This window comes from Microcystis sp. LE18-22.4A (genome assembly GCF_027531105.1).
Lineage (GTDB): Bacteria > Cyanobacteriota > Cyanobacteriia > Cyanobacteriales > Microcystaceae > Microcystis > Microcystis aeruginosa.
Genome location: NZ_JAPZRB010000114.1, coordinates 14,248 through 40,519, shown reverse-complemented (window position 1 = coordinate 40,519; position 26,272 = coordinate 14,248). Strand labels below are relative to the sequence as shown.

23 protein-coding genes are annotated in these 26,272 nt (G+C 42.1%); 19 read left to right on the top strand and 4 right to left on the bottom strand.

What is annotated here, in order from left to right; translation table 11 throughout:
- Nucleotides 1-267: 267 nt before the first annotated feature.
- Nucleotides 268-810, bottom strand: a complete 543-nt coding sequence (locus O9295_RS04920) for a helix-turn-helix domain-containing protein (protein WP_288032123.1) — start codon at nt 808-810, stop codon at nt 268-270.
- 435 nt (nt 811-1,245) lie between these two features.
- Here O9295_RS04920 and O9295_RS04915 point away from each other — a divergent pair, with 435 nt between their 5' ends.
- The 8 genes from O9295_RS04915 (at nt 1,246) to lepB (ending at nt 9,845) form a co-directional block, all read left to right on the top strand.
- Complete coding sequence (locus tag O9295_RS04915; RefSeq protein WP_288032120.1) at nt 1,246-3,462, top strand: Hsp70 family protein; 2,217 nt, start codon at nt 1,246-1,248, stop codon at nt 3,460-3,462.
- Nucleotides 3,463-3,464: 2 nt separating this feature from the next.
- Nucleotides 3,465-3,962, top strand: a complete 498-nt coding sequence (locus O9295_RS04910; protein ID WP_288032117.1) for a LysM peptidoglycan-binding domain-containing protein — start codon at nt 3,465-3,467, stop codon at nt 3,960-3,962.
- Nucleotides 3,963-3,982: 20 nt separating this feature from the next.
- Nucleotides 3,983-6,442: a hypothetical protein gene (locus tag O9295_RS04905; protein ID WP_287739332.1), complete on the top strand. Its 2,460-nt coding sequence runs from the start codon at nt 3,983-3,985 to the stop codon at nt 6,440-6,442.
- The gene (locus O9295_RS04900) at nt 6,442-6,828 is read left to right on the top strand and encodes a J domain-containing protein (protein ID WP_242029970.1); all 387 of its coding nucleotides are present in this window, start codon (nt 6,442-6,444) and stop codon (nt 6,826-6,828) included. Before O9295_RS04905 ends, O9295_RS04900 begins: the two co-directional genes overlap by 1 nt.
- A gap of 2 nt (nt 6,829-6,830) precedes the next feature.
- Nucleotides 6,831-7,298 carry a nucleotide exchange factor GrpE gene (locus O9295_RS04895; protein WP_190356653.1) on the top strand — a complete coding sequence of 156 codons (468 nt, stop codon included), beginning with the start codon at nt 6,831-6,833 and terminating at the stop codon, nt 7,296-7,298.
- A gap of 384 nt (nt 7,299-7,682) precedes the next feature.
- Nucleotides 7,683-8,054, top strand: coding sequence for a hypothetical protein (locus O9295_RS04890; RefSeq protein WP_002797213.1), 372 nt, complete (start codon nt 7,683-7,685; stop codon nt 8,052-8,054).
- 382 nt (nt 8,055-8,436) lie between these two features.
- A complete protein-coding gene (mazG, locus tag O9295_RS04885) occupies nt 8,437-9,270 on the top strand; it encodes a nucleoside triphosphate pyrophosphohydrolase (RefSeq protein WP_288032115.1) in 834 nt (277 codons plus the stop codon).
- Nucleotides 9,270-9,845: a signal peptidase I gene (lepB, locus tag O9295_RS04880; RefSeq protein WP_288032112.1), complete on the top strand. Its 576-nt coding sequence runs from the start codon at nt 9,270-9,272 to the stop codon at nt 9,843-9,845. The genes mazG and lepB overlap by 1 nt, the downstream gene beginning before the upstream one ends.
- Nucleotides 9,846-9,855: 10 nt before the next feature.
- Here the strand turns inward: lepB and O9295_RS04875 are convergent, their stop codons facing one another.
- A complete protein-coding gene (locus tag O9295_RS04875) occupies nt 9,856-10,344 on the bottom strand; it encodes a universal stress protein (RefSeq protein ID WP_288032110.1) in 489 nt (162 codons plus the stop codon).
- Nucleotides 10,345-10,362: 18 nt separating this feature from the next.
- Between O9295_RS04875 and O9295_RS04870 the strand changes: the two genes are divergently transcribed.
- Both O9295_RS04870 and pheA read left to right on the top strand, forming a co-directional pair.
- Nucleotides 10,363-10,770 carry a ribonuclease D gene (locus tag O9295_RS04870; RefSeq protein WP_288032108.1) on the top strand — a complete coding sequence of 136 codons (408 nt, stop codon included), beginning with the start codon at nt 10,363-10,365 and terminating at the stop codon, nt 10,768-10,770.
- 55 nt (nt 10,771-10,825) lie between these two features.
- Nucleotides 10,826-11,680: a prephenate dehydratase gene (pheA, locus tag O9295_RS04865; RefSeq protein WP_288032106.1), complete on the top strand. Its 855-nt coding sequence runs from the start codon at nt 10,826-10,828 to the stop codon at nt 11,678-11,680.
- Nucleotides 11,681-11,721: 41 nt separating this feature from the next.
- Here the strand turns inward: pheA and O9295_RS04860 are convergent, their stop codons facing one another.
- A complete protein-coding gene (locus tag O9295_RS04860; RefSeq protein WP_288032103.1) occupies nt 11,722-13,647 on the bottom strand; it encodes a sensor histidine kinase in 1,926 nt (641 codons plus the stop codon).
- 91 nt (nt 13,648-13,738) lie between these two features.
- Here O9295_RS04860 and O9295_RS04855 point away from each other — a divergent pair, with 91 nt between their 5' ends.
- Both O9295_RS04855 and O9295_RS04850 read left to right on the top strand, forming a co-directional pair.
- Nucleotides 13,739-14,419 (top strand): RibD family protein, encoded by a 681-nt coding sequence (locus O9295_RS04855; protein WP_190718811.1) that lies wholly within the window; start codon nt 13,739-13,741, stop codon nt 14,417-14,419.
- Between the two features lie 255 nt (nt 14,420-14,674).
- Entirely contained in the window at nt 14,675-15,865 is a 1,191-nt protein-coding gene (locus O9295_RS04850) for a GNAT family N-acetyltransferase (protein WP_147069880.1), read from the top strand.
- A gap of 28 nt (nt 15,866-15,893) precedes the next feature.
- On the opposite strand, the gene O9295_RS04845 is transcribed toward O9295_RS04850, so the two are convergent.
- The gene (locus O9295_RS04845; protein ID WP_002778708.1) at nt 15,894-16,478 is read right to left on the bottom strand and encodes a MiaE family protein; all 585 of its coding nucleotides are present in this window, start codon (nt 16,476-16,478) and stop codon (nt 15,894-15,896) included.
- A 132-nt stretch (nt 16,479-16,610) separates the two neighbouring features.
- On the opposite strand from O9295_RS04845, the gene glyS reads away from it, so the two are divergent.
- The 7 genes from glyS (at nt 16,611) to O9295_RS04810 (ending at nt 26,256) form a co-directional block, all read left to right on the top strand.
- Nucleotides 16,611-18,743 carry a glycine--tRNA ligase subunit beta gene (gene glyS / locus O9295_RS04840; protein ID WP_288032099.1) on the top strand — a complete coding sequence of 711 codons (2,133 nt, stop codon included), beginning with the start codon at nt 16,611-16,613 and terminating at the stop codon, nt 18,741-18,743.
- 325 nt (nt 18,744-19,068) lie between these two features.
- Complete coding sequence (locus O9295_RS04835; RefSeq protein ID WP_044034869.1) at nt 19,069-19,458, top strand: hypothetical protein; 390 nt, start codon at nt 19,069-19,071, stop codon at nt 19,456-19,458.
- An 83-nt stretch (nt 19,459-19,541) separates the two neighbouring features.
- Nucleotides 19,542-20,615 (top strand): magnesium chelatase ATPase subunit I, encoded by a 1,074-nt coding sequence (bchI, locus tag O9295_RS04830; protein ID WP_288032096.1) that lies wholly within the window; start codon nt 19,542-19,544, stop codon nt 20,613-20,615.
- Between the two features lie 70 nt (nt 20,616-20,685).
- The gene (locus tag O9295_RS04825; RefSeq protein ID WP_288032095.1) at nt 20,686-22,110 is read left to right on the top strand and encodes an AAA family ATPase; all 1,425 of its coding nucleotides are present in this window, start codon (nt 20,686-20,688) and stop codon (nt 22,108-22,110) included.
- Nucleotides 22,107-22,796, top strand: coding sequence for a retron system putative HNH endonuclease (locus O9295_RS04820; protein ID WP_288032092.1), 690 nt, complete (start codon nt 22,107-22,109; stop codon nt 22,794-22,796). Before O9295_RS04825 ends, O9295_RS04820 begins: the two co-directional genes overlap by 4 nt.
- A 74-nt stretch (nt 22,797-22,870) precedes the next feature.
- Nucleotides 22,871-23,959: a glycosyltransferase family protein gene (locus O9295_RS04815; protein ID WP_288032089.1), complete on the top strand. Its 1,089-nt coding sequence runs from the start codon at nt 22,871-22,873 to the stop codon at nt 23,957-23,959.
- A 305-nt stretch (nt 23,960-24,264) separates the two neighbouring features.
- Nucleotides 24,265-26,256, top strand: coding sequence for an ABC1 kinase family protein (locus O9295_RS04810; RefSeq protein ID WP_288032087.1), 1,992 nt, complete (start codon nt 24,265-24,267; stop codon nt 26,254-26,256).
- Nucleotides 26,257-26,272 lie beyond the last annotated feature (16 nt).

Genomic DNA, 26,272 nt, shown 5'->3' with positions numbered 1-26,272 from the left:
AAACCGCCGACACCATCGGTCAAAGCATGGGGGCATCGCGGCTGGGGTTGTCTCTTTCATCGCTGCTCTTTCAACGTAAAGTGCTTACTCTTTAACGATTATACTCGATTTGATCTTTATTTGGCGTTTAAGTCCCATTAGTCTTGTAGTTCAATGCTCCAAAATATGTTTGTCTTTCTTTTTCATTTTTAATGGGTACTTCTACTCTACTTTCTGTTTCTCCCCATACATATCCAGTTAAGTCTCCATTCAGCAAGTGACATTCATCTAAAATAATACTATTATTTCCCCAGATTCGATTTCATCCTTGTTTTGAGCCAATACCTTCTGAATTTCTTTCTTCTTTTTTTCGACTAACTCTTGATCGAATTTTGGATTACTTTTTTGAGATTTTTGACCACTTATTTTCGCCAGCGAAAACAAATGATAATAACTTTGTTGGGATTTGTCAATAACACTATAATGTTGGCTGATATAATCGATTAATTCATCCATGTTCCAATAACTCTTTGCTTTCAACCACCCGATTACCTCATGGGTCTGGTCATCTGTTAAATATCCGATCGATCCTTTATATCCTATTCTAATTCCTTCGATTCCTTTTGTTTTAAATATATTTCGACCGTAATATATAAAAGATTGCTTGACACAGAGTATTTTGCTGATTTCTTCACAGGTTTTACCTTCGAGGGACATCTTTACTGAGAGCGCTCGTTTCATTTCTCTTGAATCTATTACACTTTTTATAAATAGTTCTAATTCAGCGATTTGTAGTTCCTTGCTTTGCTTCTCCAATCCTGTGTAATTCATTTTTTATTGGGTATAATTAAACATTATATTATCTTATCACTTTTTTGAAAATAATTTAGGATCGCTATAGCTTGTTTCGGGGCAGAAAACCATCAAAAACATGGCTACAGAGGGAATCGCTGACTCTAGAGATTAATGACACCATCTGTTACGCTAAGGTTAGCGATCACTATACAGCCAACTCTACGGAATCGCTCTACTCCAGATACAGTCAACGGTACAGCCATTTTCAAGGGGAAAATGTACCCAGTGGTCGCTTGTCAACTTTTTCTGAGAAGCCCCATGCAGTAAGGGTTTTGTTGATTTTTTAGTATTTCTGTATGGGTGAAGTCCAGCCATACCTCATTAGACTGAAAATCGCTATAGTATTTCCTTTAACAAATAGAGTAATCATGGGTATAATAAGAGCAATCTTAAAAAAGATGAAGGTATCCGATGGGTAATATTGTCGGGATAGATTTGGGTACGACAAATTCAGTAGCGGCATTTAAATTAGCGGGGGTGGAGGTAGTGACCGCCGCAGATAACTCGCCTCCGGAGAGAAAATTAACCCGATCGCTCGTCTCCCTAGCCGGAGAGGGGCTGATCGTGGGAGAGGAAGCCTACAGACAGATCAAGGCGACCCCAGAAAACGTGATCATGTCGATCAAGCGTTTGATGGGTAGGAGTTTTAGCGATACTATCGTTCAGGAGCAAATACCCCGTTTAAGCTATAAAGTCACTCGCTCGAGCCGGGGTACGGAGGATAGTCTATCGGTATGGTTAGGGGGCAAGGAATACGAACCGGAAGACATATCGGCCGAGATTTTAAAAAAAGTAGTAGCTAATGCCCAGAATTATCAAGGGGCTAACGGTCAGAAAAGCCGGATAAAGGAAGCTGTGATCACTATTCCCGCCTATTTTAACGATAAACAGCGTCACGCCACGCAGATGGCGGCAAAACGGGCTGGTATCATCGCCTGCGAGTTGCTCTCAGAACCGACCGCGGCGGCAATTTCCTACGGTTATAAACCGGATTCGGAGGAGGTAAAAACTATACTGGTGTACGATTTCGGTGGCGGTACTTTCGATTCTTGTTTGATCACCGCCGCAGGAAATCAATTTATAGAATCGGGGAAAGCTGGGGATCTCTGGTTAGGAGGAGATGATATAGATGCACAATTAATGCGATTTGTCAAGGAAAAAGTGGCACAAGAAGAAGCTCTAGAGGATGTGGACGCTCTGATCGCCGCGATGCCCCATTATCAAAGGGTAAGATTTTTAGGGGATTTCAAGAGTGCCGTAGAGAGGGCAAAGATAGATTTAAGTAGTGCTGAAAGTGCTGCCATCATCCCCGCAACCCCGTTGATCGATGAGATGGGTATGGCGATCACCATTTCCGTGACGATTAAGAGGAGTGAATTTGAAGAGATGATCCGGCCCCTAGTGGAGAAAACGATCGCCATCTGTCAAGAAGCGATCCGGTATTCCGACTATCCCGAAGATCTGATCGATGTGGTGTTATTAGTGGGGGGTTCCTCCCAGATTCCTTTCGTCCAACAGGAAGTTAAAAGAGTTTTCGGTTCCGAGAGGGTGGTAGTTCATCGACGGCCGATGTATGCAGTAGCGGAGGGAGCAGCGATCGTGGCTGCTGGTTTAACAGAGAAGGTAATGACCGTATCCCGTGATTACTGTATCCACTTGGCCGACAGCAGCCAATATCGGATCATCAAACAGGGGGATATATTACCCGTTAAAACCACCCACAGTTTTAAAACCGAAGTGGATGATCAGAGCCTGATCCATTTTAAATTTTATAGTCCGGATCGGGTGCGGGAAGAAAGTACCGGGGAGAAGTGCGACGAGAAAATTGGGGAAATGTGGTTAGCCCTCGATCGACCCTATCCAAAGGGTACAGAAATATTACTAGCCGTTTCCCTAGACGAACAGAATAATTCTCTATCGATGGTAGCAAGTTTAAAAAATGACCCCTCGATCAAAGTGAGTTCCGATTTTTCCCGCGGGGGTGAGGACGAGGCGATATCGCGACAGGTAGAAGAAAGTATCGAGGAGATGAACCGTAAGGAGTTATTAACCACGGTAGGGGCCGAATACGTCTATCAAATAGCTGGGGAAATAGTTCGGGCGGCCAATCAAATCCGCGGAGAGGATGGAAAATCGCGGCAAGATCGGGTCAAGGTAGCCAGGGAAAAATTACAGGAGTTAAAAACTTACACCTGCGAGGATAGTAGTCAGGGTAAAATCCTGATCTCCGAGTTCGAGTTCGTTTTAAAATACTGTCAAATTCTGGTTCCGGAAGAACAACAGGCACGCATCGAACAACTGATCGAAGATTTAAATAAAGCTATCAATAACGGTAATCTTTCGGCTATACAGCGATTAAATGAAACGGCAATACAGGAGAGGAAAAATTTATCCGAATTGTTGCTGCTGCTGCTATTGTGTCGTAGCGTCATCACCCGAACTGGAGTGGTAAATCAAGCCAGCGCGGATAGTATGGCGAGAAAATTCCTAGGGGTTATCACCGCTTTGGCAGCGGGGGATCGAGAAACGGCGGAACGAGAATTACAGCGATTATTACCGGAAGTTCGCCAGAATTGCGAGATCGAATTACCGACAGGCAATGTGGCCACTGGATTAACCCGATTTTAATTATGAGTAAAATTAATTGTCCCGTTTGTCAACGATCGAACGTGGAGGGGAATGTTTGCCCCAATTGCGAGACGGATTTATCCTCTCTACGTCTTTTAATGGAACTATCCCCCGTTGTCGATAATCCGACTGCAACTAACGGCCGCGGCTTATTACTGGGATTGGCTCTTTTGCTGTTAATTTCGGGGATTTTTCTGGGCGCTATCGCTTCTAATCTATTTCCCCGTTCCCTAATCCCTGTCAGCGAATCTAGTCCCGTTATCCCTCCTGTTGGGGAACTGATTGCGCCATCGAAGGAGGTGACTAGAACTGTCTGCGTGGATGGGTTTAACTATCGGGTTCGATCGGGTGATTCCCTATCTCGTATCGCTCAACGTTTTTACGGAGATGAGTCTCTATTATCTCCCATACTTGAGGGTAATCCTTTTTTGCTTGATCGGCTCGATTCTCTCGAGGTCGGTGAAAAGTTATTGATCCCCAACTCTGATAAATCCTGTTAATTTTACCCAGTACGAATATTATGTTAGTTTTCTTGGGCTATGCTATTGGATTTGTTTTAGCTTTTTTTCTCGCCATTAGTTTAACGGCTGTTTTTTTAGGGTTTCCTACTAATAAGGACAATAACTATTCCTCAAGACAATCAGAAATATTAACCGGCTTTGGTTGCGTACTTGTCATTATATTTATCCTCTTTGTCCTCAAAAATTGGCTGGCTTTAGATGAGAATTTTATCACTTATTTTTCTATCACTACATTTGTTTTGATTTTCTTGGTTTTTTATGGACGAATAGAAGGAATTAAAAAGGGCAGAGAACTGGCGAATAAGGCGATAAAATTACAAGCGGAAGATACGGGAAACCCTTTCGAGAAAGGAAAGTTATCGGAGGCGTTAAAATTCTACCAAGAGGCTAACAAATTAATTAATGATCCTAAGTTAAGATCTTTAGAGAAAAATCTTGAACAAGAATTAGAAAAAAGAAAAAAATTTCTGGATTTTTTTAAACAGGGCAAGGAGTTGGGAAATCGGAGATATTTTAAGAAGGCTTTAGGGGTACTGGAAAGCGCACAGGCTCTTTATTCCCATCACCGAATCCGTTTAGAAATCCAGCAATGTCAATTACAGGTAGAGCCAGAAAATATCTGTCAAGTAAGACTTAAAAAAGCCCAGGAATTAGCCCGACAGGGACAACTAAAACAATCGAGAGAGTTAATAAATAAAGCCCTAGCAGATTTCCAGCGACTGGACGTTAAAAACCTATTAACTAAGGTAGAACAGATAACGATCGGCTTCAATTATTTTGAACAGGGAGTGGCTGCCGAAAAAAACGGCGATCTAAACAAGGCGATAGATAACTATCGAAAAGCCCTACTCATGACACCCGAATTAATCGATATAAACCGGCGATTAGGCATGACGAATATTAAAGCGGGGAACTATCGGGAGGGAATAGAACAATTAGAGGGAATCGAAGATAGGGAATCGATCTACTTCCGGGGTTACGGTTATGCGAGATTAAAGGAATGGAGGAAAGCGCGTCGGGAATGGAAAAAGATCGATCGACCGGAAATTAAAGAACAGATAGAGCTGCTCACCCGATATAGCCAAAGGGAAAAATTAACTCTACAGCAGGAAATACAAGAACTAATTCAAGAAGAAAACCTAGAATTAGCCCGCTCGAAAAGTGAGGTGTTTTTAGAGAAATTCGGCGATGACCCTCAAGTTAGCCAGAACTTAAGCAATCATATCGTCTCCCGGATAGCCCATCAACTCTGGATGTCTCAGGATCGAGAAAAAATCCTTATCAACGCCGAGAGGGAATGGGAAAGAAAACGCAATCTGGAATCATTGCACAATTTGGCAATCGCCCTTTATTATCGATCGGTAGAAAATCCCGCTACCCTAGAGAAATTAATACCCGTCTGGTTATCCGCTACGGCGAATTTAAATCTCAACACCAGTATCAGGAATATGGTTTGGAAAGTTATCGATGACGGTGATATACGGGACTTAGAGGCACAATTAACCCGAATACTTGAGGAGCTGATCGATCGAACCAAAGAAGACCTAAATTACTACCTGCAACTTCGCGATCTTTACCGTCGCGATACTGTCGCCCTAGGGTTATTACGGGATAATCCTGTAGAGGGAATCCATATCGAAGGGTTAACCATCCTACCTGGGTTGTATCGGACTCACCCTGATAGAAATACTGTTAAACTGCCCGATCAATTCTGGGCGACTCTCTATACCCGTTGGGGGGAATCGGTGGCTGCCTGTTTGCAGGGGGATCGGGTTCGCGGAGTCGCGTTAAAACCCCTAACCTGCCAATCTAATCTCGAACAGATAGCTAATACTTTTGTATCATTCCATCAAGGTTGTCATTATCTACAACAGAAACAGTGGCAAAAAGCCGAGAATCCTTTAAAAGAGGCGAAACCAGCCCTTAAAAATCACCCAGAATGGATTGAGGAGATCGATCGACTTTACCTAGAATTACAGGAGGAGATTGAGGGTTTCGAGAATCTATTAAGGATGAATAGAAATTGGTACGAGTTAGTACAAACTACTAACTCGAAAATGTATTACGTCCGAGATAAAGCCTTGGAAATAGTCAGGAGATTGGATGAGCAAAAGATAGACGATTCCAAAGCTTTAAGCGAACTGGAGAAATTAAAACAGATAGATTACAATAATGCCATACTAAACGAATTCATCGAGGAGATTATTTTTAGAAAAGACGTAAGGGAAGTAGGGCGATTGATGGAGCGCAATCAATTTTCTGAGGCGATCAAAAAGGCGAAACGATCGAGATCACAAAAACTCCGTCACCTTACCGCCCAATTCTGTCTCGATCTTTTAAGAGAAAATTATCAAAAATTACCCCAAGAATTACTAATAGAACTTGTTAGATCGGCTTACGAATTATGCCCAGATGCTCCAGAGTTTCGAGAAGTCTATAAACTATTTCATATTATTTAATGGGAGTTAGATTAATGTACGATAATTTAGATAGTAATCCTTACGATATTCTAGAAATTTCCCCCGCCGCTTCCACTGCCGAAATCACTAAAGCTTTCGGTCTAGCTATGAAACGCCGTAGGTATTCTATGGATAGCATAGCTAAAGCGCGTAAGATATTAATGAATCCTCAAGATAGGATAGTTGCGGATTATTTACGTCCTCATCTCCCTCTGGTTCAACGCTTGAAAACCATGTCTTTCTCGGAATTGTCTGAACCTTTACCATCTTTAGAAATCTTAAATACCATGGATGATATTAATAATTACGATCAAGAACAACTTAAAAAAGTTGCTGGCGAACTGGCTTCATCGATACTCAAAGACCTTAATTTTTTGGAGGAATAAGGATGAATAATTACAAAATTAGCGAAGAAGATAGAAACAAATTATTAAGCCTAATTATAAATTTAACCAAAGAGGAGGCAAGTTTAAAACAAGCTTTACGGCAGCAAGGAGAGAACAATCGCTCGGAAAAAGAACAGATTTTTTTAGAACTATTAGAGGTATTTGATACCCTCGAATCGTTATTAAATTATTTAGAATATCGACACGAACCAGATGATCGAGTCGGGAAAAGATTACCGAAATCTTTAAAAAGTGTACAGACAAAATTATTAAGTATTCTAGAAAAACGTCAGGTGCTGAAAATAGAACTATCCGCTGATCAGCCAGATTTTACTATCTGTCAGGTGGTCGCTCGAGAAATACGCCCCGATTTGGAAGAACAGACGATCACAAAAATAGTCAGGCAGGGATTTACAATCGAGGATAAATTACTCAGACCGATGGAGGTTATTACATCTAAACAAGAATAGATAACCCCTTGCCACTTCCCACTCCCAACCCTGGCGCTCCCGTCCACCTATTTTCTGAGAATTCTAGAGGTGCTTGTAAAGATTTGTTACAAGGAGACGAGGAAAAATCTGAGGGCAGGGAGACAAGAAAGGATTATCGACGGGGATCAAGGATTTCATCGGGAAATTAGATTGGGGATCAAGAAAAACTGATTGTAAAGTTTTCGATACCTCTCGCCGATTCTTGTAATAGTTCGATACACATAACATAGATGATCAGCGATGATTGTAAATTTATATTGCGAATAGCTCATCTTCTTCGGTGTTTTCCCTATACTGGTTTTCATCAACTTTGAGCCGACGTGCAGAAAAGTTAGACCACCAAGTTTGTAAGAGGTCAGGAAGATGCAATTAACCGCAAGAAATAACTGGGGCCACGTTTCTTTAGCAATGCTAAAAAGCTTTCTTCTCTGGAGTTTCGTCCTCACTGTCTGTTTATTAGTAGTGGGATTTCCTTTAGTAGTATTAATGATGACAGTGGGAGCATTGTCGGCGATTATCTTACAGTCAGTTTTACCGATTAGTTCCGTGCTTTTAGTTGCGGGAATGATTATTGGTATTAATATTTTGGCTATCCTAATTAGTGCCGCTTTATTAACAGCAAAAGGTGTTCATCCCCATGAAGTTAGCTGGCTGCACTGGTTACACGGTGAGGTAAAAACCTCTCATCAAGCTGTTTATGCTTCTTGTCCCCTAACTTGCGGGGTAGTTCATTAAATCTGATTTTCTTACAGTGGAATTACTTACCTTTTTTCTATTTAGATTTATTTAAGTTTTCAACTGCTTTATCGGTTGACTATACAGATTCCAAGCTAGTGGAACCCGGTTTTACCGGGTTTTTTCATCGTTATTGAGCTAAAGCAGTTATCTGAATGGTGAGGTACGAAGTTTTCGTTTTGGGGAGTCGGTCGCCGGTCGTCGATATCAAATTATGAGAAAGGCTGTAACTGAATATTAGAAGATAGGGAAATAAAAGCTTTTTTGCTGTGATCGGTAAACAGTGATCAGTTAACTGAAAACTCACATCTGATAACTGATAACTGATCACTGATAACTGATAACTAACCGGTATAATGGGCGAGAAAACCGGAAAAAATCGATGTCTAGCCTTCCAGAAACCGACAATCCCAGTTACAAGGCCATCTTAGCCGCATTAAACCATTTAATCAGCGTTGTTGCCCGTTTACGAGACCCAGAAAGCGGCTGTCCTTGGGATTTAGTCCAAACCCCGGAAACCCTAATTCCCTACGTTATCGAAGAAGCTTATGAGGTGGTAGCGGCGATTAAAAGTGGTGATAAAACTGCCATTGCCGAGGAATTAGGCGATTTACTGCTACAGGTGGTTTTACAAGCCCAAATTGCCAGTGATGAGGGTAATTTTAGCCTAGAAGAAGTAGCTAGAGGCATCACTGATAAATTAATTCGTCGTCATCCCCACGTTTTTGGGGAGCTATCCCTAGAAAATCCCGAACAGGTGCGTCAAAATTGGGAGAAAATCAAAGCTGAGGAAAAAAATGACCCGACTATTAGCGGCAAATTAACCCGTTATGCCCAAACTTTACCACCCTTGATGGGGGCGATGAAAATTTCTCGGCAAGCGGCGCGAGTCGGTTTTGAGTGGGAAAATATCGCAGGAGTCTGGGAAAAATTTGGCGAAGAGTTAGCAGAATGGCAAGAGTCCCTAGAATCGGGCGATAAAGAGCATCAACAGGCAGAATTAGGCGATTTACTCTTTACTATTGTCAATCTTGCTCGCTGGTATAATTTAGACCCCAGTATCGCTTTACAAGAGACTAATCTGCGTTTTATTCAACGTTTTTCCCTAGTGGAATCTGTGGCGGAAAAGCCTCTCCATGACTATACACTAGAGGAATTAACAGTTTTTTGGCAGCAAGCGAAAGCTAAGTTACATCAACCATCATCTGGGCAATAATGCAAGAGCAAGAAATTAATAAGGACAAATCTAAGAGTTTTTGGGCTTCTATTCGAGAAAATCTGCAAATTATCGCTATAGCTTTAGTTTTAGCCCTACTGATTCGCACTTTTGTGGCTGAACCTCGTTTTATCCCCTCCGATTCTATGTTACCCACTTTAGAACAGGGCGATCGCTTAGTGGTGGAAAAACTTTCCTACGATTTCCATCCCCCTCGACGGGGGGATATCGTCGTCTTTGAACCGCCGGCACAATTACAATTACAGGGATACCAAAAGGACCAAGCTTTTATTAAAAGAGTGATTGCCACAGCAGGGGATGTGATTGCTGTCAAGGAGGGCAAAATTTACCTGAATAATCAACCCTTGTCAGAGGATTATATTCTCGAATCCCCTCAATATAATTTAATGCCTTTGCTTGTGCCGCAAAATAATTTATTTGTCATGGGAGATAATCGCAATAATAGCAATGACTCCCATATCTGGGGGTTTTTACCGGAAAATAACGTGATTGGTAGGGCGGTTTTTCGCTTTTTTCCTTTTAATCGTTTGGGGATTTTAGGGGGGAATAGCTAATCAGCAATTTTTAGTCTTGATGATGTTGAACAATTAAGACGGAACAGGGGGCATGATGGAGAACATAATTACTCACACTACCTAAGAATAACTCTCCTAGACCCGATCGCCCACGCCGACCGATGACAATTAAATCAATATTTTCCTCTCGCGCCACTTTACAGATAGTTTTGGCGGCATGACCGTAAATTTGCCGGTATTCTCCCTTGACACCCATTTCTTCCGCCTGATTAGCTCTTTTTTGCAACATGGCCACCCCTTTCTGCTCGAATTCTTCCCATTGTTGCCGCCAAAAATCGAGAGTGAGATCATTCCCCTGGGCGGGGTAAATATCGGCTAAATTGGGTGGAATCGGTAAAGGGCTATAATCTTCTTCAGGGGAAAGGACGTGCAGTAGTAGAAGGTTAGCTTCGTACTTACTGGCTAAGGATACAGCCTCCTTAAAAACACTGTCCCCCATCTCTGACAAATCTACTGCTATCAAGATTTTTTGATACATTTTTCAGCCTCTGCAACCATGCCTTATTTAACGGAATCCGACGCTATTAAGAATGCGATCGATCACTTTTCTCATTTTCCCATTCTTTGGTTAGATACGGAAGTAGCCGATTACAATAGCAAGACTCCCCGTTTGTCTCTGATTCAAATTCTGGCTGATTCCACGGACTTAACGGGGGAGCGGGTGACAATTTTGGATGTTCTTGATCGACCCGCTCTTACTAACTATTTTATCACTAAAATCATGCTGGTTGACCGGATAGAAAAGGTTTTTCACAATGCTAGTTATGATTGTAAATTTTTGGGCGGTAAAAGCCAAGTTAAAAAAATTACCTGTACCCTAGAGTTAGCTAAAAAGGTTCCCTACTATATTGCTCCTTTACCCAATTATCAACTGAAAACTGTGGTTGAATTAGGTTATACTTGATGTTGACGAGAAAGGCTGTAATAGCTAGAAAAAATTGCTTGCGGGGATAATCTAAATGACTGTAAAGATCGCTTATCTGGGGCCGGTGGGAACCTATTCAGAAACAGCCGCTTTAGCATTTGCTAATAGTTTACCACCCCAGCCTCGTCAATTAATACCCTATCCTAGCATTGCCTTGGCCCTGCGATCGGTTGTCCAAAATCAGGCCGATTTAGCAGTGGTCCCGGTGGAAAATTCCACCGAAGGAAGTGTGGTAATGACTCTTGATGCTTTATGGCAATTACCCGGGTTACAGATTCAACAAGAATTAGTTTTACCGATTTCCCATGCACTTCTATCTCCCAGACAATCGCTAACAGAAATTAAAACTGTTTATTCCCATCCCCAAGCTTTAGCCCAATGTCAAAAATGGCTAGAAAATAATTTACCTAACGTGCCGATTATTCCCACCAATTCTACCACAGAAGCTATTCAAATTCTCGATCGAGAGACTAATTCGGCCGCGATTGCTTCTCCCCGGGCAGCAAAACTCTATAATGTACCAATATTAATACAACCAATTAATGATTATCCCGATAATTGTACCCGTTTTTGGGTCATGGCTTTAACTTCCCATCGCCAAGGTGAGCGGATGTCCCTCGCTTTTCAAGTTTTAGATCAACCCGGCGCTTTAGTCAAACCTTTAGAAGTTTTTGCCAAACGTCAGCTTAATTTATCTCGGATCGAATCGCGACCAACTAAAATATCTTTAGGGGAATACATATTTTTTATTGATCTAGAAATTAATCCAGATCAACAGCATTTAATCGCGGCAACTTTAGAAGAATTAACCAATTATACCGATGCGATCAAGGTTTTTGGTGCTTATCAGGTGGTTAATTTGCCTGTAGAAAGTTTAGAGGAATTATAAACTAAATTCCTCATAAATTACAGAAATTAAATAGAGATATTTTAGCTTTTAAGAGAGGGAAGAATCGGCAAAGATGAGTTTTCCTCTGGGGTAGAATCAAGCTTTCTTTCCCCCACTAGAGGAAGAATAATTTCTACAGTTGTTCCTAAACCTTGACCTTGACTAGAGATAGTAATATCTCCCCCCATCATTTTCATCAAATTCTTAGAAATAGCTAATCCCAAACCCGTACCGCTAAATTTTCTAGTTGTGGAACCATCAATCATCACAAAAGGACGGAATAATTTTGATTGTTGCTGGGGGTCTATACCGATTCCTGTATCGATGATAGTAATAATAGCCTGTGTATTTTCTAGGCGAGTTATTAAAGAAATTGTGCCTGTATCAGTAAATTTAATTGAGTTAGAAATAACATTCAAAATTACCTGTTTAAATTTAGTGGTATCAGCATAGACTATAGGAATTTCTGGACAAAAAAGTAGATTGAATTTTAAGTGCTTACGTTGCAGCGATGCTGTTTGTAAATTAATAACTTCATTGATAATTTGGTGTAAATCTACTGGTTCAAGATTAACGGAAAGTTTGCCCGCTTCTATTTTAGCAATACTGAGAATATCATCAATAATTTCCAAAAGATGTACAGCTGCATTATCCGCTTGTTGCAGATATTCTTTTTCCTCCTGCTCACTATTACAAAATCCATCCATAACGCAACGAATTGAGCCAATAATACCATTGAGAGGGGTGCGTAATTCGTGGGAAGTATTCGCCAAAAATTGGTTTTTTAATTGATTAGCATTTTCCGCTTCTTGCCAACTCTTAACTATTTCCTCTCCCCAAAGGCGTAAACGTTCGAGCATTTCCTCTAAGGCCGAGGCTAACTGATTAATTTCTCGAATATTAAAGTTCTGTGGTGTAATATTTTGTGAAGGAATTTTCTGAATATTTAAGGCATAATCTCGCAGTTTTTCTAAAGGTCTAGCTAAATCCCTAGTGATCAGTATAATAGCTACTAAATAAGCTAATAATAAACCAGAAATCAGATAAAAAATTGCCTCCCAAATTTGTTGCAGAGGAGCCAGAGCTTGGGAGAGGGGACTAATGGCTAAAACTATCCATTTTTGGGATGATTCTCCCGTAACTGGACTGGGGAGGGAACTATAACCTGCGACTAACTCTTTGCCATATTTCTCGAAAGAAAATAAATGGAGAAATCTCTGTTGACCTCTAACAGCATTAATGATGATTAGATTGAGGCGTTCAGCATCAGCTTCTTGACTGATATGGCGACCAATGCGATCAAAATAGGGATGAGCGAGAATAATGCCATTTTCAGAAATAACCACGGGATAACCCGATAAAGAACCGGGTAAAACCTTCTCACGGTAAAGTAGAGAAGTTTGCAGAATCAGACTAGATTGTAATTGTCCTTGATTATCGTAGATGGGAACAGCAAAAACTAATTCTAATTGACGATTATTATTGGGAGATTTTGTTAAAAGTTGTCGAGGTAAACTTCTAACTAAAACATTCTCGATATTCCCAGCAGAGCTAGTCCGTTTTTCTGTCCATCTTTCCAGGGGCAAAACTTTGATAATTTCTGGTTCACAGGCTCGATTTAATAAAGGTTTCTTGGTCTTAATATCAATTAATTCCACACAGTTAATCTGATTAGGAAGCTGGGCCGTGAATTGTTGTAAAAAAGCTTCTTTTTCGGCTAAGGTTCCCTGTTTTAAAACCAGACTTTCGCCCGCAGTGATAAGATTGGCCTGCAAAAATTGAATTGATTGATCAATATTGTCTGCTTTTCTGATGGCACTTTCGGTGAGATTTTGACGGGCCGTTTCCAAAAAAGCCGATCGCGCCTTACGATAGGTGACATAAACTCCCATCAGTAGTACAGGAACACTAACCAAGAGTAAGCGAGAGAGCAGAATACGACGAAAGGAGGATTGACCGATAGGCATAGGCAGAAATTGGTTTGATTCTTGCTATCAAACTCCAGACTATACTAGCCTATTAACCAATCGGACCCGGTGATATTCCTCATCATTTGCCATGAATCGTCCTCACACCACCGTTATTTTAGCCATGAGTGCCGATGGTAAAATTGCCGACGCCTACCAGTCAGCGGCCAGATTTGCTTCTGTTACCGATAAAATGCGTCTAGAACAACATTTATCGCGCATGGATGCCGCTTTATTCGGTGCTAACACCCTGCGCGCTTATCACACCAGTCTTCCTATCCGTCATACCGATTTTCTCGCATACCGTCAACAACGGGGATTATCCCCGCAACCGATACAGATCGTTTGTTCTTATTCGGGCCAGCTTGATCCCCGGATGAAATTTTTTCAGCAGCCTTTCCCGCGCTGGTTAATCACGGCAGCGGAAAAAGTGGCGGCATGGGAAAATCGGGGTTTATTTGAGCTTGTCTTAGTCTGCGGTGATTGGAAGGCTATTTTTAGTCAATTTACCACCCTAGGTATTAAAAAGCTGGCGATTCTGGGAGGAGGTGAATTAATTGCCTCTCTTTTAGCTGAAGATTTAATCGATGAAATCTACCTAACCATTTGTCCGTTGCTGTTAGGAGGCAATAAAGCGGCAACTCCCCTGGGGGGAACTGGATTTATGGCTGATTCTGCCAGAAAATTACGACTTTTGAGCGTGGAAACCGTGCAAGAAGAAATTTTCCTACATTATTCCCTTGAACGAGATTCCCACAAATCTCAAAACTAGATTACCTTAAATAGGGTCTGCTGAAAAAGTTTGTTGGTGGGGGCAGGGTGTGGGGTGTAGGGTGTAGGGTGTAGGGTTTTACTGATTTTGAGGTACTCAGTTACCTAATTTTCAGGGAAAAAGTCCCGGAATTTTACCCCTAATCACTCCCAGTCCGGTACTTTTTGATTGACAAAAAGTCTAAAAGTCTTACCCAACAAGGGTTTTAGATTTATTCAGCAAACCTTAAATAAAAAGGTTGACTTATCTTGTCCCATGGTAGAACAGCTTAAACCACAATATTCTGTCGCTTGGATTGATAAAATGAGTGAGATTCCCCAACAAAAATGGGATGCTCTCGCTCAACCCCTAACTACTCCCTTTCTCGAGTGGGAATGGTTACATAATATCGAAACTTCCGGCAGCGCCACGGGACGCACGGGGTGGCAACCCACTCATCTAACAGTTTGGCGCGGTGCTGAGTTAATTGCCGCCGCTCCTTTGTATATTAAAAGTCATAGTTACGGTGAATTTGTCTTTGACCATCAATGGGCGGATCTTTCCCATCGTTTAGGGATTAGATACTATCCGAAACTGTTAGGAATGACCCCTTTTACTCCGGCGGTGGGTTATCGTTTTTTAATTGCTCCGGGGGAAAATGAACTGGAGATTACTGCTTTAATGATAGCGGCGATCGATCATTTTTGTGACCAAAATCATCTGTCGGGTTGTCATTTTCTTTTTGTGGATCCCCAATGGCGAATTTTAATGGAAAATTTTGGCTTTACTCCCTGGTTACATCATAGTTATATTTGGAATAACAAAGGTTTTCACAATTTTGAAGATTATCTGACGGTTTTTAATGCTAATCAACGCCGCAATATTAAACGGGAACGGAAAGCGGTGACTAATGCGGGGTTAATTATTAAAACTCTGGCCGCCGAAGAAATTCCCCATCATTTATTCCCGTTAATTTATCGGTTTTATAGCAGTACCTGTGATAAATTTTACTGGGGAAGTAAATATCTGACACAGAAATTTTTTGAACAATTATATCCGAATTATCGTCAGCGAGTGGTTTTGATTACTGCCTACCAAAATGAAAAGGATACTAAACCGGTGGGTTTATCTTTTTGTATTCGCAAAGATACTAATCTTTATGGTCGTTACTGGGGCAGTTTTCAAGAGTACGACTGTTTACATTTTGAAGCTTGTTACTATCAACCGATCGATTGGGCAATTAGTCAAGGTATTACCATGTTTGACCCCGGTGCGGGAGGACAACATAAAAAAAGACGGGGTTTTCCTGCCACTGCTAATCACAGTTTACACCGTTTTTATCATGGCAAAATGACTCAAATTCTCCGTAATTATATCCATGAATTTAATCAAATGGAACAGGAAGAAATTGAGGCAATCAATCAAGATTTACCCTTTTCTAAGAGAGAAATTGAGTTGAACGAGTAATTTAGATAGGGTTTGTCCTTGGGTGCAATCAACTATGAATACGAGGTTCCGGGTGCAGAGTAGTGAGAATTTCACTTTCGATCGCCGCTAGGGTTTCTAAACGTTGCTCGATCACTGTCCGTTCAAAATAATCCGCTGCTAATAGCCAATAAATACCATAATGACGCGCTTCGGAAGCCATTAAACCGCGATAAAATTTGCCTAAATCGGGATCAGGACAATATTCTCCCAATAAACCTAATCTTTCGTGGGAACGCGCCTCGATTAAAGCTGATATTAACAGCGAATCCAAAAGGCGATCGGGTTCTTGGTGACGAATCTGGGCCTTTAATTTAGCACCATAGGGGGGAGAATTCAAGGGAGCGAGGGGAATTCCCCATTTATCTAACCATTGATTGACCTGTTCAAAATGTTCTAATTCCTCTTGGGCGATCGCCGTTAATTTCCGCACGAGGGAAGCGTAGGAAGGATAACGAAACATGAGATTTAAGGCCACTCCTGCCGCTTTTCGCTCACAATGGGAATGATCGAGCAGAATAATCTCTAAATTATTAATTGCCTGTTCTATCCAATCCTCAGAGGTGGCACTGACTAATAAATTAATCTTTCCCATCGTCGCTGATTCCAATTTGCTGCCTCTTTCACCCTAACCCAAAAAGTCGAACAACACCAGTCAAAAACTAAGGACACGGCTTCTGTGATAGCCTAGATGATTGGTGAAGCATAAACACGGCCAATCAATCAGATGGATTTTTTACTGGAAGTCGGTACAGAAGAACTACCCGCAGATTTTGTCGATAGCGCGATCGCACAATGGCGGGAAAGAGTTAGCAAGAGTTTAGAGACGGAATCTCTGGACGCGACTGCTATTCAAGTTTACGCAACCCCGCGCCGTTTGGCCGTGTTAATCACAGGATTACCGAGGGAGCAAGAAGCTCGCAGCGAGGAGATAAAAGGACCGCCAGTTAGTGCCGCCTACAAAAATGGCAAAATTACCGCTGCTGGTGAGGGTTTTGCTCGAAAACAGGGAGTTAGCACCGCTGCTTTCTCAATTCGTGCCACAGACAAAGGAGAATTTGTCTATATTGAAAAAACGATTCCGGGTCGTCAAACAGCCGAGATTTTAACTGAATTAATTCCCCAATGGATTACCCGTTTGGAAGGAAGACGTTTTATGCGTTGGGGAGATGGAGACTTAAGATTTCCCCGGCCAATTCGTTGGTTATTAACTTTAGTGGATGGGGAAGTTTTGCCCCTAGAATTAATTAATGGCTCTACCACTTTAACCAGCGATCGATTAACGTTTGGTCATCGCATTCTACACCCGCAATCCCTAGCTATTAGTCATCCCCAGGCATATTTAACCAGTTTGCGCTCGATTTTTGTGGAAGCGGATCCGCAAGTGCGTCAACAGATAATTACCGCTCAGATTACCACCCTGGCCAAAAAACTCAAGGGAGTGGCAGAAATTCCCGCAGATTTATTAGCAGAAGTGACTAACTTAGTCGAATATCCCACGGCAATTGTCGGTAAATTTGACGATGAATTTCTGGAATTACCCCCGGAAGTAATTATTACCGTGATGGTGACACATCAGCGTTATTTCCCGGTGAAAACTCCCCAGGGTTTGTCACCCTATTTCATCACTATTTCCAATGGCGATCCCCAGAAATCTGAGATTATCTCCGCGGGAAATGAAAGGGTTATCCGCGCGCGGTTAGCTGATGCCAGATTTTTCTATACTGCCGATTGTGATGAACCCTTAGATAGTTTTCTTCCCCAACTGGAAACCGTCACTTTCCAAGAAGAATTGGGAACCATGCGCGATAAAGTCGATCGGATTATGGAAATTGCCCAGATGATCGTCGAACAGTTAAATCTCGATGAACAAAGTCGCAGTGATATAGAGTCCACTGCCATGCTTTGTAAAGCGGATTTAGTTACCCAAATGGTTTACGAATTTCCCGAATTACAGGGAGTAATGGCCGAAAAATATGCTTTAATTAGTGGTGAATCGGCTGTAGTTGCCCGGGGCATTTTTGAACATTATCTGCCTCGCAATGCCGGGGATATACTCCCGGAAACAATAACCGGTCAAGTGGTGGGAATTGCTGATCGCTTGGATACTTTAGTCGGTATTTTTGGACTGGGAATGCTGCCCACTGGTTCCTCAGATCCCTTCGCTCTCCGTCGGGCTGCCAATGCAATAATTAGTATTATCTGGTCAGCCGATTTTAATATCAATCTTTTGGCATTAATTGAGCAAATAGCTCAGGATTTTGTCACCAGTCATCCCGATAAACCCAACCCAGTCAATCTGATTAAAGATTTCTTGTTACAACGTCTGCAAACTCTCTTAATTGATGATTTGAGGATAGATTACGATCTCGTTAATGCAGTTTTAGGGGAAAACGATCCAGAGTATAAGTCTCGCGCTTTAGAAAATTTATTAGATACCCGTGAACGCGCTCGCTTTTTATCCCAAATTCGTCAGGATGGTCAGTTAGCCAACATCTATGAAACCGTCAATCGCTCGACCCGTTTAGCACAAAAAGGAGATTTAGATACAACTACCCTAGAAACCAAGGGAATCATCAATACGGAGTTATTTGAACAATCCTCCGAACCAGCATTTTATGACGCTTTAATTGCCCTAATTCCCGAAACTATCAGCGCAAGAGAGCAAAGAGATTATCAGCGTCTCGTCACTGCTTTAACAGCAATTTCTCCCCTGGTGGCTGACTTTTTTGATGGCGAAAATAGTGTGTTAGTCATGGCAGAAAAAGAATCTGTCCGTCGCAATCGTTTAAATCTGTTGGGTTTACTGCGAAATCACGCCCGAGTCCTAGCAGATTTTGGGGCAATTGTCAAGGGATAATTCAGTTATCAGTTATCAGTTATCAGTTATCAGATTTGAGTTTTCAGTGGACAGTGGTAATCAGTGAGCAGTTGTCAATAGACTACCTTTATTGATTCTCCCCATCACCCCATCACCCCATTTCCCCATCACCCCACACCCCACACCCCACACCCTACACCCTACACCCCACACCCCACACCCCACACCCTACTTCCCCACACCCTACTTCCCCATCACCCCACACCCCACTTCCCCACTTCCCCATCCCCCCACACCCCATCTCCCCATCCCCCCACACCCCACACCCCACACCTCCACTGATTAATGCACAATGTTCACTGAAATGGCCGATTCTGAACTACAGCAACAAGTCCAAAGATTACATCGACTGACGGTATGGGGTCGTTGGTTATTCGTGTTGGGTTGTTGGTTAGGGATTGGTTCGGCGAGTTTATGGGTTTTATGGGATGATATAGCCTTAATGCGGCAATATTTTACTTGGACAGCCCTTAGATACGCTTTAGCTTTCAATTACTGGCCTTCTATCGGTCTAGCCTTTTGTTTTGCCATTACAGGAGCAGTGTTAGTCTGGCAAAGTCGCAACATTATTTTAGGACTTTCCCCCAGAGAAAAACTGCGCTTAGAGCAACGGGTGCAGAAAATTCGGGCCGAAGGGTCGCGTCATCCCCTCTGGCGCTGGATCTTAAAAAGCAGGGAAAAAGACTTACAATGATAAAGCTTTGCTGAAAGCTGACGGCTAGAATCCCCACTAGATATAATTCTTTACTCAAAAACTCTTGACTTTTGAATCCACCTATGACCGTGACTCCCCAAGCTCCTCCGAAAACTCGCCGCGTGGTTTTTCCCTTCACCGCTATTGTCGGCCAGGAAGAAATGAAATTATCCCTAATGCTCAACGTCATCGACCCCAAAATTGGCGGGGTGATGATTATGGGAGATCGAGGTACGGGAAAATCGACCACAATTAGGGCTTTAGCCGACCTTTTACCGGAGATTGACGTAGTTGCTAACGATCCCTTTAATTCTGACCCCAATGATCCCGATTTAATGAGCGATGAGGTGCGGCAAAAGGTAGACGAGGCCATCCCCTTGACCATTGCCAAGAAAAAAGTCGCTATGGTAGATTTGCCCCTCGGTGCGACGGAGGATCGGGTCTGTGGCACAATTGACATCGAAAAGGCCCTGTCAGAAGGGGTAAAAGCTTTTGAACCAGGTTTGCTGGCCAAAGCTAACCGCGGCATTCTCTATGTGGATGAAGTCAATTTACTTGACGATCACCTCGTCGATGTGCTATTAGATTCGGCCGCTAGTGGTTGGAATACGGTGGAACGGGAAGGAATTTCCATCCGTCACCCGGCCCGGTTTGTTTTGGTGGGATCGGGCAACCCAGAAGAGGGAGAATTGCGCCCACAACTGCTCGATCGCTTTGGAATGCACGCCGAGATTCACACCGTCAAAGAACCACCTCTACGGGTCAAAATCGTGGAACAGCGTGCGGAATTTGATGGCAATCCCCTCTCGTTTTTAGAGAAATACAACTTAGAACAGGAAGAACTGCAAAGAAAGCTAGTGGAGGCCCAAAATCTTTTGCCTTCTGTGGAGCTTGATTATGATCTGCGGGTGAAAATTTCCGAGGTTTGTTCCGAGTTGGACGTGGATGGATTGCGCGGCGATATCGTTACCAATCGCGCCGCTAAAGCTCTGGCAGCTTTGGAAGGACGGACAACTGTGACGGTAGATGATATCCGTCGGGTAATTGTTCTTTGTTTACGTCACCGTTTGCGGAAAGATCCGCTAGAATCGATCGATTCTGGTTATAAAGTCTTGAAAGCTTTTAATCGCGTCTTTGGATTAGAAGAAAATTCCTAAATCTAATTCACCCTCTCTGCGAAGAGAGGGTTTTTGACTGGATTTAGAGATGAAGGCCAAAAAGGGCTAGATGTGGCCAAATAAGCTAGAATTTTATCGATCGCTGTTATTCTCTGGGGGAATGTCCATGTGGGTTGAAAGTATAAAACTCGAAAACATTAAATGCTTCCAGAATCAAGAGATTAAATTTATTAGTAATCCCAAGAATCAACGTCGTTGGCGCGCTAAACCTTATCATTGGATCACTTTATTGGGAGAAAATGGAGTAGGAAAAAGCACGATTTTACAGGCTTTGGCTTTACTGCTCGCGGGACCAGAAGCAGCCAAAGAATTATTACCACGTCCGACTGGTTGGATATGTAATCCCAAGACACCGGGTAAATTAACCGCAGTGCTTCATCAAGAAGATGGGGATGCGGGAAAATTTGGTACGGATAAAACTCGAAAAACTTTTGCTTATTCCTATTTTGTTACAGGCAAGGAAAGGTTAGAATTAGGAGGCAGTAAGGACAAACAAACTTATACAGAACCAGCATTAATCGAAGAAAATACTAAAATTTTAAGTTGGTTGCGAGCCAATGCTTTTGCCTCCGATAATCATGGTTGGTTTGCCGTCGGTTATGGAGCTTTCCGTCGTTTGACACGAGTGAGTCAAGTGATCATTCCTAGTCTTGAACCTCCGAAACGCTCTAGCAACTTTTTCAGCCAATTTAATGAGGATACATCTTTAAGTTCTTTTGAGAGATGGATGGTGTATTTAGATTATCGAATAGCCAAAAATCCCACAGATATTCAAGCCAAACAAATGAAAAAAATCGGCGAAGAAGCAATTACTAAACTGTTACCCGGTAATGTAGAAATTGCTGAAGTAACTGCCGATGGCTTGATTCAGTTTCTAGTTAACGGTCAAAAAGTTCCAACCATTAGTTTATCCGATGGTTTTCGGAGTATGATTGCTTTAGCCGGAGATTTAATTTGGCGATTATTACAATCCTTCCCCGATCTAGATAACCCCACAGAGGCTTCTGGAGTCGTCTTAATCGATGAGTTAGATATTCATTTACATCCTTCTTGGCAAAGGGAAATTGCTGGATGGTTACAGGAAGTTTTTCCCAAGCTTCAATTCTTTGTCGCTACTCATAGTCCTTTAATCGCTGCCGGTGCGGGGCCAAATTCTTTAACCCTACGAATCGATCTGGTAGCGGGTGAATTAGAGATTGTAGAAATTCATTATAAAGAATTAGCGGCTAATGTTGATCGTACTTTAACAAGTTCTGCTTTTGGTCTGAAATCAACCTATCCCACTGATACAGAAAATAAAATTAAGCGTTACCACCAACTAAATCGTAAAAAGAAAAATCTGGCGGCAGCAGAAAAGCAAGAATATGAACAACTGTCATTATTTGTTCAAGACGTTAAACCCTTTGGCGAAATTAGTCAACCTAATAGTTTAGAATCCCGAATTGATGCCTTACTAGAGGAGCGTTTATCTTGATTCCTGTCACCAGAATATCAGAGCCACCCGTATTAGCTAAAAATGCCGCTCGTTGGCTAGAGGCTTTAGAATCAATAAAATCAAACAACAAGGCAACTAAAGCTCAAATTAACCAAGCACAAAATAAATACAGTCATCCGCAAGTTAAAGACGCATTAGTTAAAATGTTTAATGGGAAATGCGCTTACTGTGAAAGTAAGATTACAGTGGTAACTTACGGAGCGATCGAACATTTTTATCCAAAAAGCCAGTATCCTGATCTGACTTTTACTTGGGAGAATTTACTGCTTTCTTGTGATAAATGTAATGATGCCAATCACAAAGGCACAAATTTTCCTCTCGATGATATCACGGGGAATCCTCTGTTAATAGACCCCACGGATGGAGTAACCGATCCGAATACACATCTTGAATTTGTTTGGGATGAAATGGCAAAATTGGCCAGTGTTTATGGTCGGGATCGACGTGGTCAAATTGTTGAAGATTTGTTCGATCTCAATGGTATGCGTGGACGAAAAGAATTAATTAACTATCGTAGTCAATATATTAAAAGATTGTTAGCATTATTACGTTTAGCAAAACAAGGAGACTCGGAGGTTTTATCTTTACTGCAAGAAGCTTGTCAACCGGGAGCGGAATATTATGCTTTTGCTAGTATTTATATCCTGCCTCATTTGCCTCCCTAAAATCAGGGGTAATTATTATCTACAGTCTGAAAAACAAAATTTATCGCTTATTATTCTCACCTTACTTGCTATTTATGTCTCGTCCTGTTGTTTATTTTGCCGTTACTAATCATGGTTTTGGCCATGCCGTCCGTAGTGCTTCGGTGGTAGCTAATATTATTGAACTTAATCCCGAAATTTTGCCGATATTAGTCACCACGGCCCCGCGCTGGTTATTAGATTCCTATATATCCGGAGAATATATTCAAAGACCCCGAGGGTTTGATGTGGGGGTAATCCAATCGGATAGTTTAACGATGGATAAATTAGCTACTAAAGAAAAATTAGAACAAATAATTGCTCAATCAAGGGCAATTATTGCCAGTGAAGTTAATTTTATTAAAACTAATCGTGTGGGTTTAGTTGTAGCCGATTTACCGCCTTTAGCGGCACTAATTGCCAAAAGTGCGGGGCTTCCTTGTTGGATGATTGGTAACTTTGGCTGGGATTTTATCTATCGTGATTGGGGTGAAGAATTTGCCAGTATTAGTGATTGGATTAGTCGTTGTTATAATCAATGCGATCGCTTGTTTAAACTGCCTTTAGCAGAAGCAATGACAGGATTTCCCCATGTTACAGAAGCAAATTTAACCGGGGGGACACCCCGCTACAGTGAAGAAGAATTGCGACAGGAATTTAAGCTAAATGCCCCTAAAGAAAAAACTATTTTATTGAGTTTTGGGGGGTTAGGATTAGAAGCAATTCCATATAATAACCTCGCCAGTTTTCCCGATTGGCAATTTATCACTTTTGAAAAAAACGCGCCCGAATTGCCCAATTTAATCCGCCTACAGGATAAACCAGAGCGGAGCTATCGTCCCGTGGATTTTATGCCCCTGTGCGATCGAATTATTTCCAAACCGGGATATAGTACCTTTGCCGAGGCTTTAAAATTAGAGGTGCCGATTGTTTCCCTAATGCGAGAAGGTTTCGCCGAATCAGCGATTTTATTGGCTGGAATCCAAGATTATAGTTATCATCAAATTATTAGCAGTGAAGAATTTTTTCAAGGTAATTGGGACTTTTTACGCCAAGCTCCCCAACCGCCCAGATTAAAGGTTAAACTGGCTAAAGATGGTGCAGAATCGATAGCGAGAGCCATCGTAGAATACTTTGAGAGGTAATAGTAATGATTAACTTAGCCAATTTAACCTCGGATGATTAGCGGTGAATTTAGTTATCGGTCAGCCGTCCCTAGTTTATTGAACAAAGTCCTAGAAATCAGCCAAATTACCGCCCTATTTTTTGACAATCACATTCGGGATAATCAGGGCAGTATCAGCCTCGAAATCGTCAAAAACACCGATAACCATCCGGAGAAAGTTGACGGCGAACCGGAGCCGAGAACTAGGGAGACAGAAACAAGATCGGGCAGAAAGCCGATACTTGTTACAATAGTTTACAAATCACCCTGCCCCGTCACCGAACTATGTCCGAACAGATGATCTCCCCGGAGACGCAAACCCCAGAAGCGATTACTGTTGAAGTGCAGCCCGTCCATATTCCCGAAGAGCATCGGGAAGATATCGGCCCGATGGATGACAACGTAGCCGAAAGTTGGCGCTACAACCCCCAAGTTATTAACGACTATTACCGTCGGCGACCTCTAGACGTTTTGGGGAGATTAATCGAAATTGCCCTGCCGGTTTTATCTTTTGTCATCGGTATCTGGTGGGATAAACTGCGGGGAAAATCGCCGAAAAATGAAATTAGACGGGCCGTACAATTACGGGAAATGTTGACCAAATTGGGACCCACCTATATTAAAATCGGTCAAGCTCTCTCTACCCGGCCTGATTTAGTACCGCCTTTATATTTAGAAGAATTAACCACTCTCCAGGATCAAATCCCCTCTTTTCCTAATGAAATTGCCTATCGTTTTATCGAAGAAGAATTAGGTTATTCTCCCGAGGAAATTTACGCAGAATTATCCCCCAATCCCATAGCGGCCGCTTCCCTAGGACAAGTTTACAAAGGTAAATTAAAAACCGGAGAGAGAGTCGCCGTTAAAGTACAGCGTCCCGATTTGATTCGCTGTATAACTTTAGATGTGTATATCATGCGTAGTTTGGCGACTTGGGTGAAAGGTAATATTAAAAGACTTCGCTCCGATTTAGTGGCAATTACCGACGAATTAGCCAGTCGCATTTTTGAAGAAATTAATTATCTTCACGAGGGACAAAATGCCGAAAAATTCGCTCAACTTTATGGTCACATTGCCGAAATTTACATCCCCAAAATCTACTGGAAATATACCGGGAGACGGGTTTTAACCATGGAGTGGGTGGACGGCACAAAATTAACTAATATCAAAGAAATTCAAGCCCAGGGTATTGATGCCACCCACTTAGTTAATGTGGGGGTGCAGTGTTCTTTGCGTCAATTACTTGAACACGGATTTTTCCATGCGGATCCCCATCCGGGTAATTTATTAGCGACTCCCGACGGTAAATTAGCTTATCTTGATTTCGGCATGATGAGCAATATTGAACCCTATCAACGCTACGGTTTAATCGAAGCGGTGGTGCATTTAGTCAACCGGGATTTTGAGTCTTTGGCCAAGGATTACGTTAAGTTAGACTTCCTGTCACCAACTACCAATTTAGAGCCAATTGTTCCCGCTTTTTCGGAAGTTTTCGGTAATGCTTTGGGGGCGAGTGTGGCAGAATTAAACTTTAAAAGTATCACCGATAAAATGTCGGCGATGATGTATGAGTTTCCCTTTCGAGTTCCTGCCTATTATGCCCTGATTATTCGCTCGATGGTGACTTTAGAGGGAATAGCAATTGGCATCGATCCTAATTTTAAGGTACTGAGTAAAGCCTATCCTTACATTGCTAAACGTCTGCTCACCGATCCTTCCACGGAGTTGCGAGATTCCCTGCGGGATTTATTGTTTAAAGACGGTACTTTTCGCTGGAATCGTTTAGAAAATCTCTTGCGTAATGCTAAAGATTCTAATGATTTTAACTTCGAGAAAGTCACCGATCAAGCGTTAGATTTTCTCCTTTCAGATAGGGGTATATTTATCCGCGAAAAATTAGTGAATGAGTTAGTCAATGCTCTCGATAACTTCGGTCGTCGCACTTGGTTTAATCTCACGGTTAATTTCCGGCAACAGGTGGGTTTAGCGGTGCAAGAAACTCCCCCAGAATTATTAGGTGATGCTAAGAGTTTTGAGCATCTTCGCAACATCTTTAGTATTTTACAGGAAACGAAAGGATTCGATGCCATGGCTATGGTGCCAGTGATGACTAAACTAATCGCTAAACCAGAAACCCAACAGATGGGACAAAAAATTGCTGAAGGTTTACTGCAAAAATCCCTAGCGCGTTTAATTCGTTACTTAGTTCTCGAATTCGATAGACCAAATCATCGGCAAAATGGAGAATTACCGAAAGCTTTACCCGCTGCCGATTAACCTCTGTTCGGGTGAG

What these genes read in the sequence shown, in the direction of transcription:
- O9295_RS04920 (WP_288032123.1), bottom strand. Translation starts at nt 810, where the DNA reads ATGAATTACACAGGATTGGAGAAGCAAAGCAAGGAACTACAAATCGCT.
- O9295_RS04915 (WP_288032120.1), top strand. Translation starts at nt 1,246, where the DNA reads ATGGGTAATATTGTCGGGATAGATTTGGGTACGACAAATTCAGTAGCG.
- O9295_RS04910 (WP_288032117.1), top strand. Translation starts at nt 3,465, where the DNA reads ATGAGTAAAATTAATTGTCCCGTTTGTCAACGATCGAACGTGGAGGGG.
- O9295_RS04905 (WP_287739332.1), top strand. Translation starts at nt 3,983, where the DNA reads ATGTTAGTTTTCTTGGGCTATGCTATTGGATTTGTTTTAGCTTTTTTT.
- O9295_RS04900 (WP_242029970.1), top strand. Translation starts at nt 6,442, where the DNA reads ATGGGAGTTAGATTAATGTACGATAATTTAGATAGTAATCCTTACGAT.
- O9295_RS04895 (WP_190356653.1), top strand. Translation starts at nt 6,831, where the DNA reads ATGAATAATTACAAAATTAGCGAAGAAGATAGAAACAAATTATTAAGC.
- O9295_RS04890 (WP_002797213.1), top strand. Translation starts at nt 7,683, where the DNA reads ATGCAATTAACCGCAAGAAATAACTGGGGCCACGTTTCTTTAGCAATG.
- mazG (WP_288032115.1), top strand. Translation starts at nt 8,437, where the DNA reads ATGTCTAGCCTTCCAGAAACCGACAATCCCAGTTACAAGGCCATCTTA.
- lepB (WP_288032112.1), top strand. Translation starts at nt 9,270, where the DNA reads ATGCAAGAGCAAGAAATTAATAAGGACAAATCTAAGAGTTTTTGGGCT.
- O9295_RS04875 (WP_288032110.1), bottom strand. Translation starts at nt 10,344, where the DNA reads ATGTATCAAAAAATCTTGATAGCAGTAGATTTGTCAGAGATGGGGGAC.
- O9295_RS04870 (WP_288032108.1), top strand. Translation starts at nt 10,363, where the DNA reads ATGCCTTATTTAACGGAATCCGACGCTATTAAGAATGCGATCGATCAC.
- pheA (WP_288032106.1), top strand. Translation starts at nt 10,826, where the DNA reads ATGACTGTAAAGATCGCTTATCTGGGGCCGGTGGGAACCTATTCAGAA.
- O9295_RS04860 (WP_288032103.1), bottom strand. Translation starts at nt 13,647, where the DNA reads ATGCCTATCGGTCAATCCTCCTTTCGTCGTATTCTGCTCTCTCGCTTA.
- O9295_RS04855 (WP_190718811.1), top strand. Translation starts at nt 13,739, where the DNA reads ATGAATCGTCCTCACACCACCGTTATTTTAGCCATGAGTGCCGATGGT.
- O9295_RS04850 (WP_147069880.1), top strand. Translation starts at nt 14,675, where the DNA reads ATGGTAGAACAGCTTAAACCACAATATTCTGTCGCTTGGATTGATAAA.
- O9295_RS04845 (WP_002778708.1), bottom strand. Translation starts at nt 16,478, where the DNA reads ATGGGAAAGATTAATTTATTAGTCAGTGCCACCTCTGAGGATTGGATA.
- glyS (WP_288032099.1), top strand. Translation starts at nt 16,611, where the DNA reads ATGGATTTTTTACTGGAAGTCGGTACAGAAGAACTACCCGCAGATTTT.
- O9295_RS04835 (WP_044034869.1), top strand. Translation starts at nt 19,069, where the DNA reads ATGGCCGATTCTGAACTACAGCAACAAGTCCAAAGATTACATCGACTG.
- bchI (WP_288032096.1), top strand. Translation starts at nt 19,542, where the DNA reads ATGACCGTGACTCCCCAAGCTCCTCCGAAAACTCGCCGCGTGGTTTTT.
- O9295_RS04825 (WP_288032095.1), top strand. Translation starts at nt 20,686, where the DNA reads ATGTGGCCAAATAAGCTAGAATTTTATCGATCGCTGTTATTCTCTGGG.
- O9295_RS04815 (WP_288032089.1), top strand. Translation starts at nt 22,871, where the DNA reads ATGTCTCGTCCTGTTGTTTATTTTGCCGTTACTAATCATGGTTTTGGC.
- O9295_RS04810 (WP_288032087.1), top strand. Translation starts at nt 24,265, where the DNA reads ATGTCCGAACAGATGATCTCCCCGGAGACGCAAACCCCAGAAGCGATT.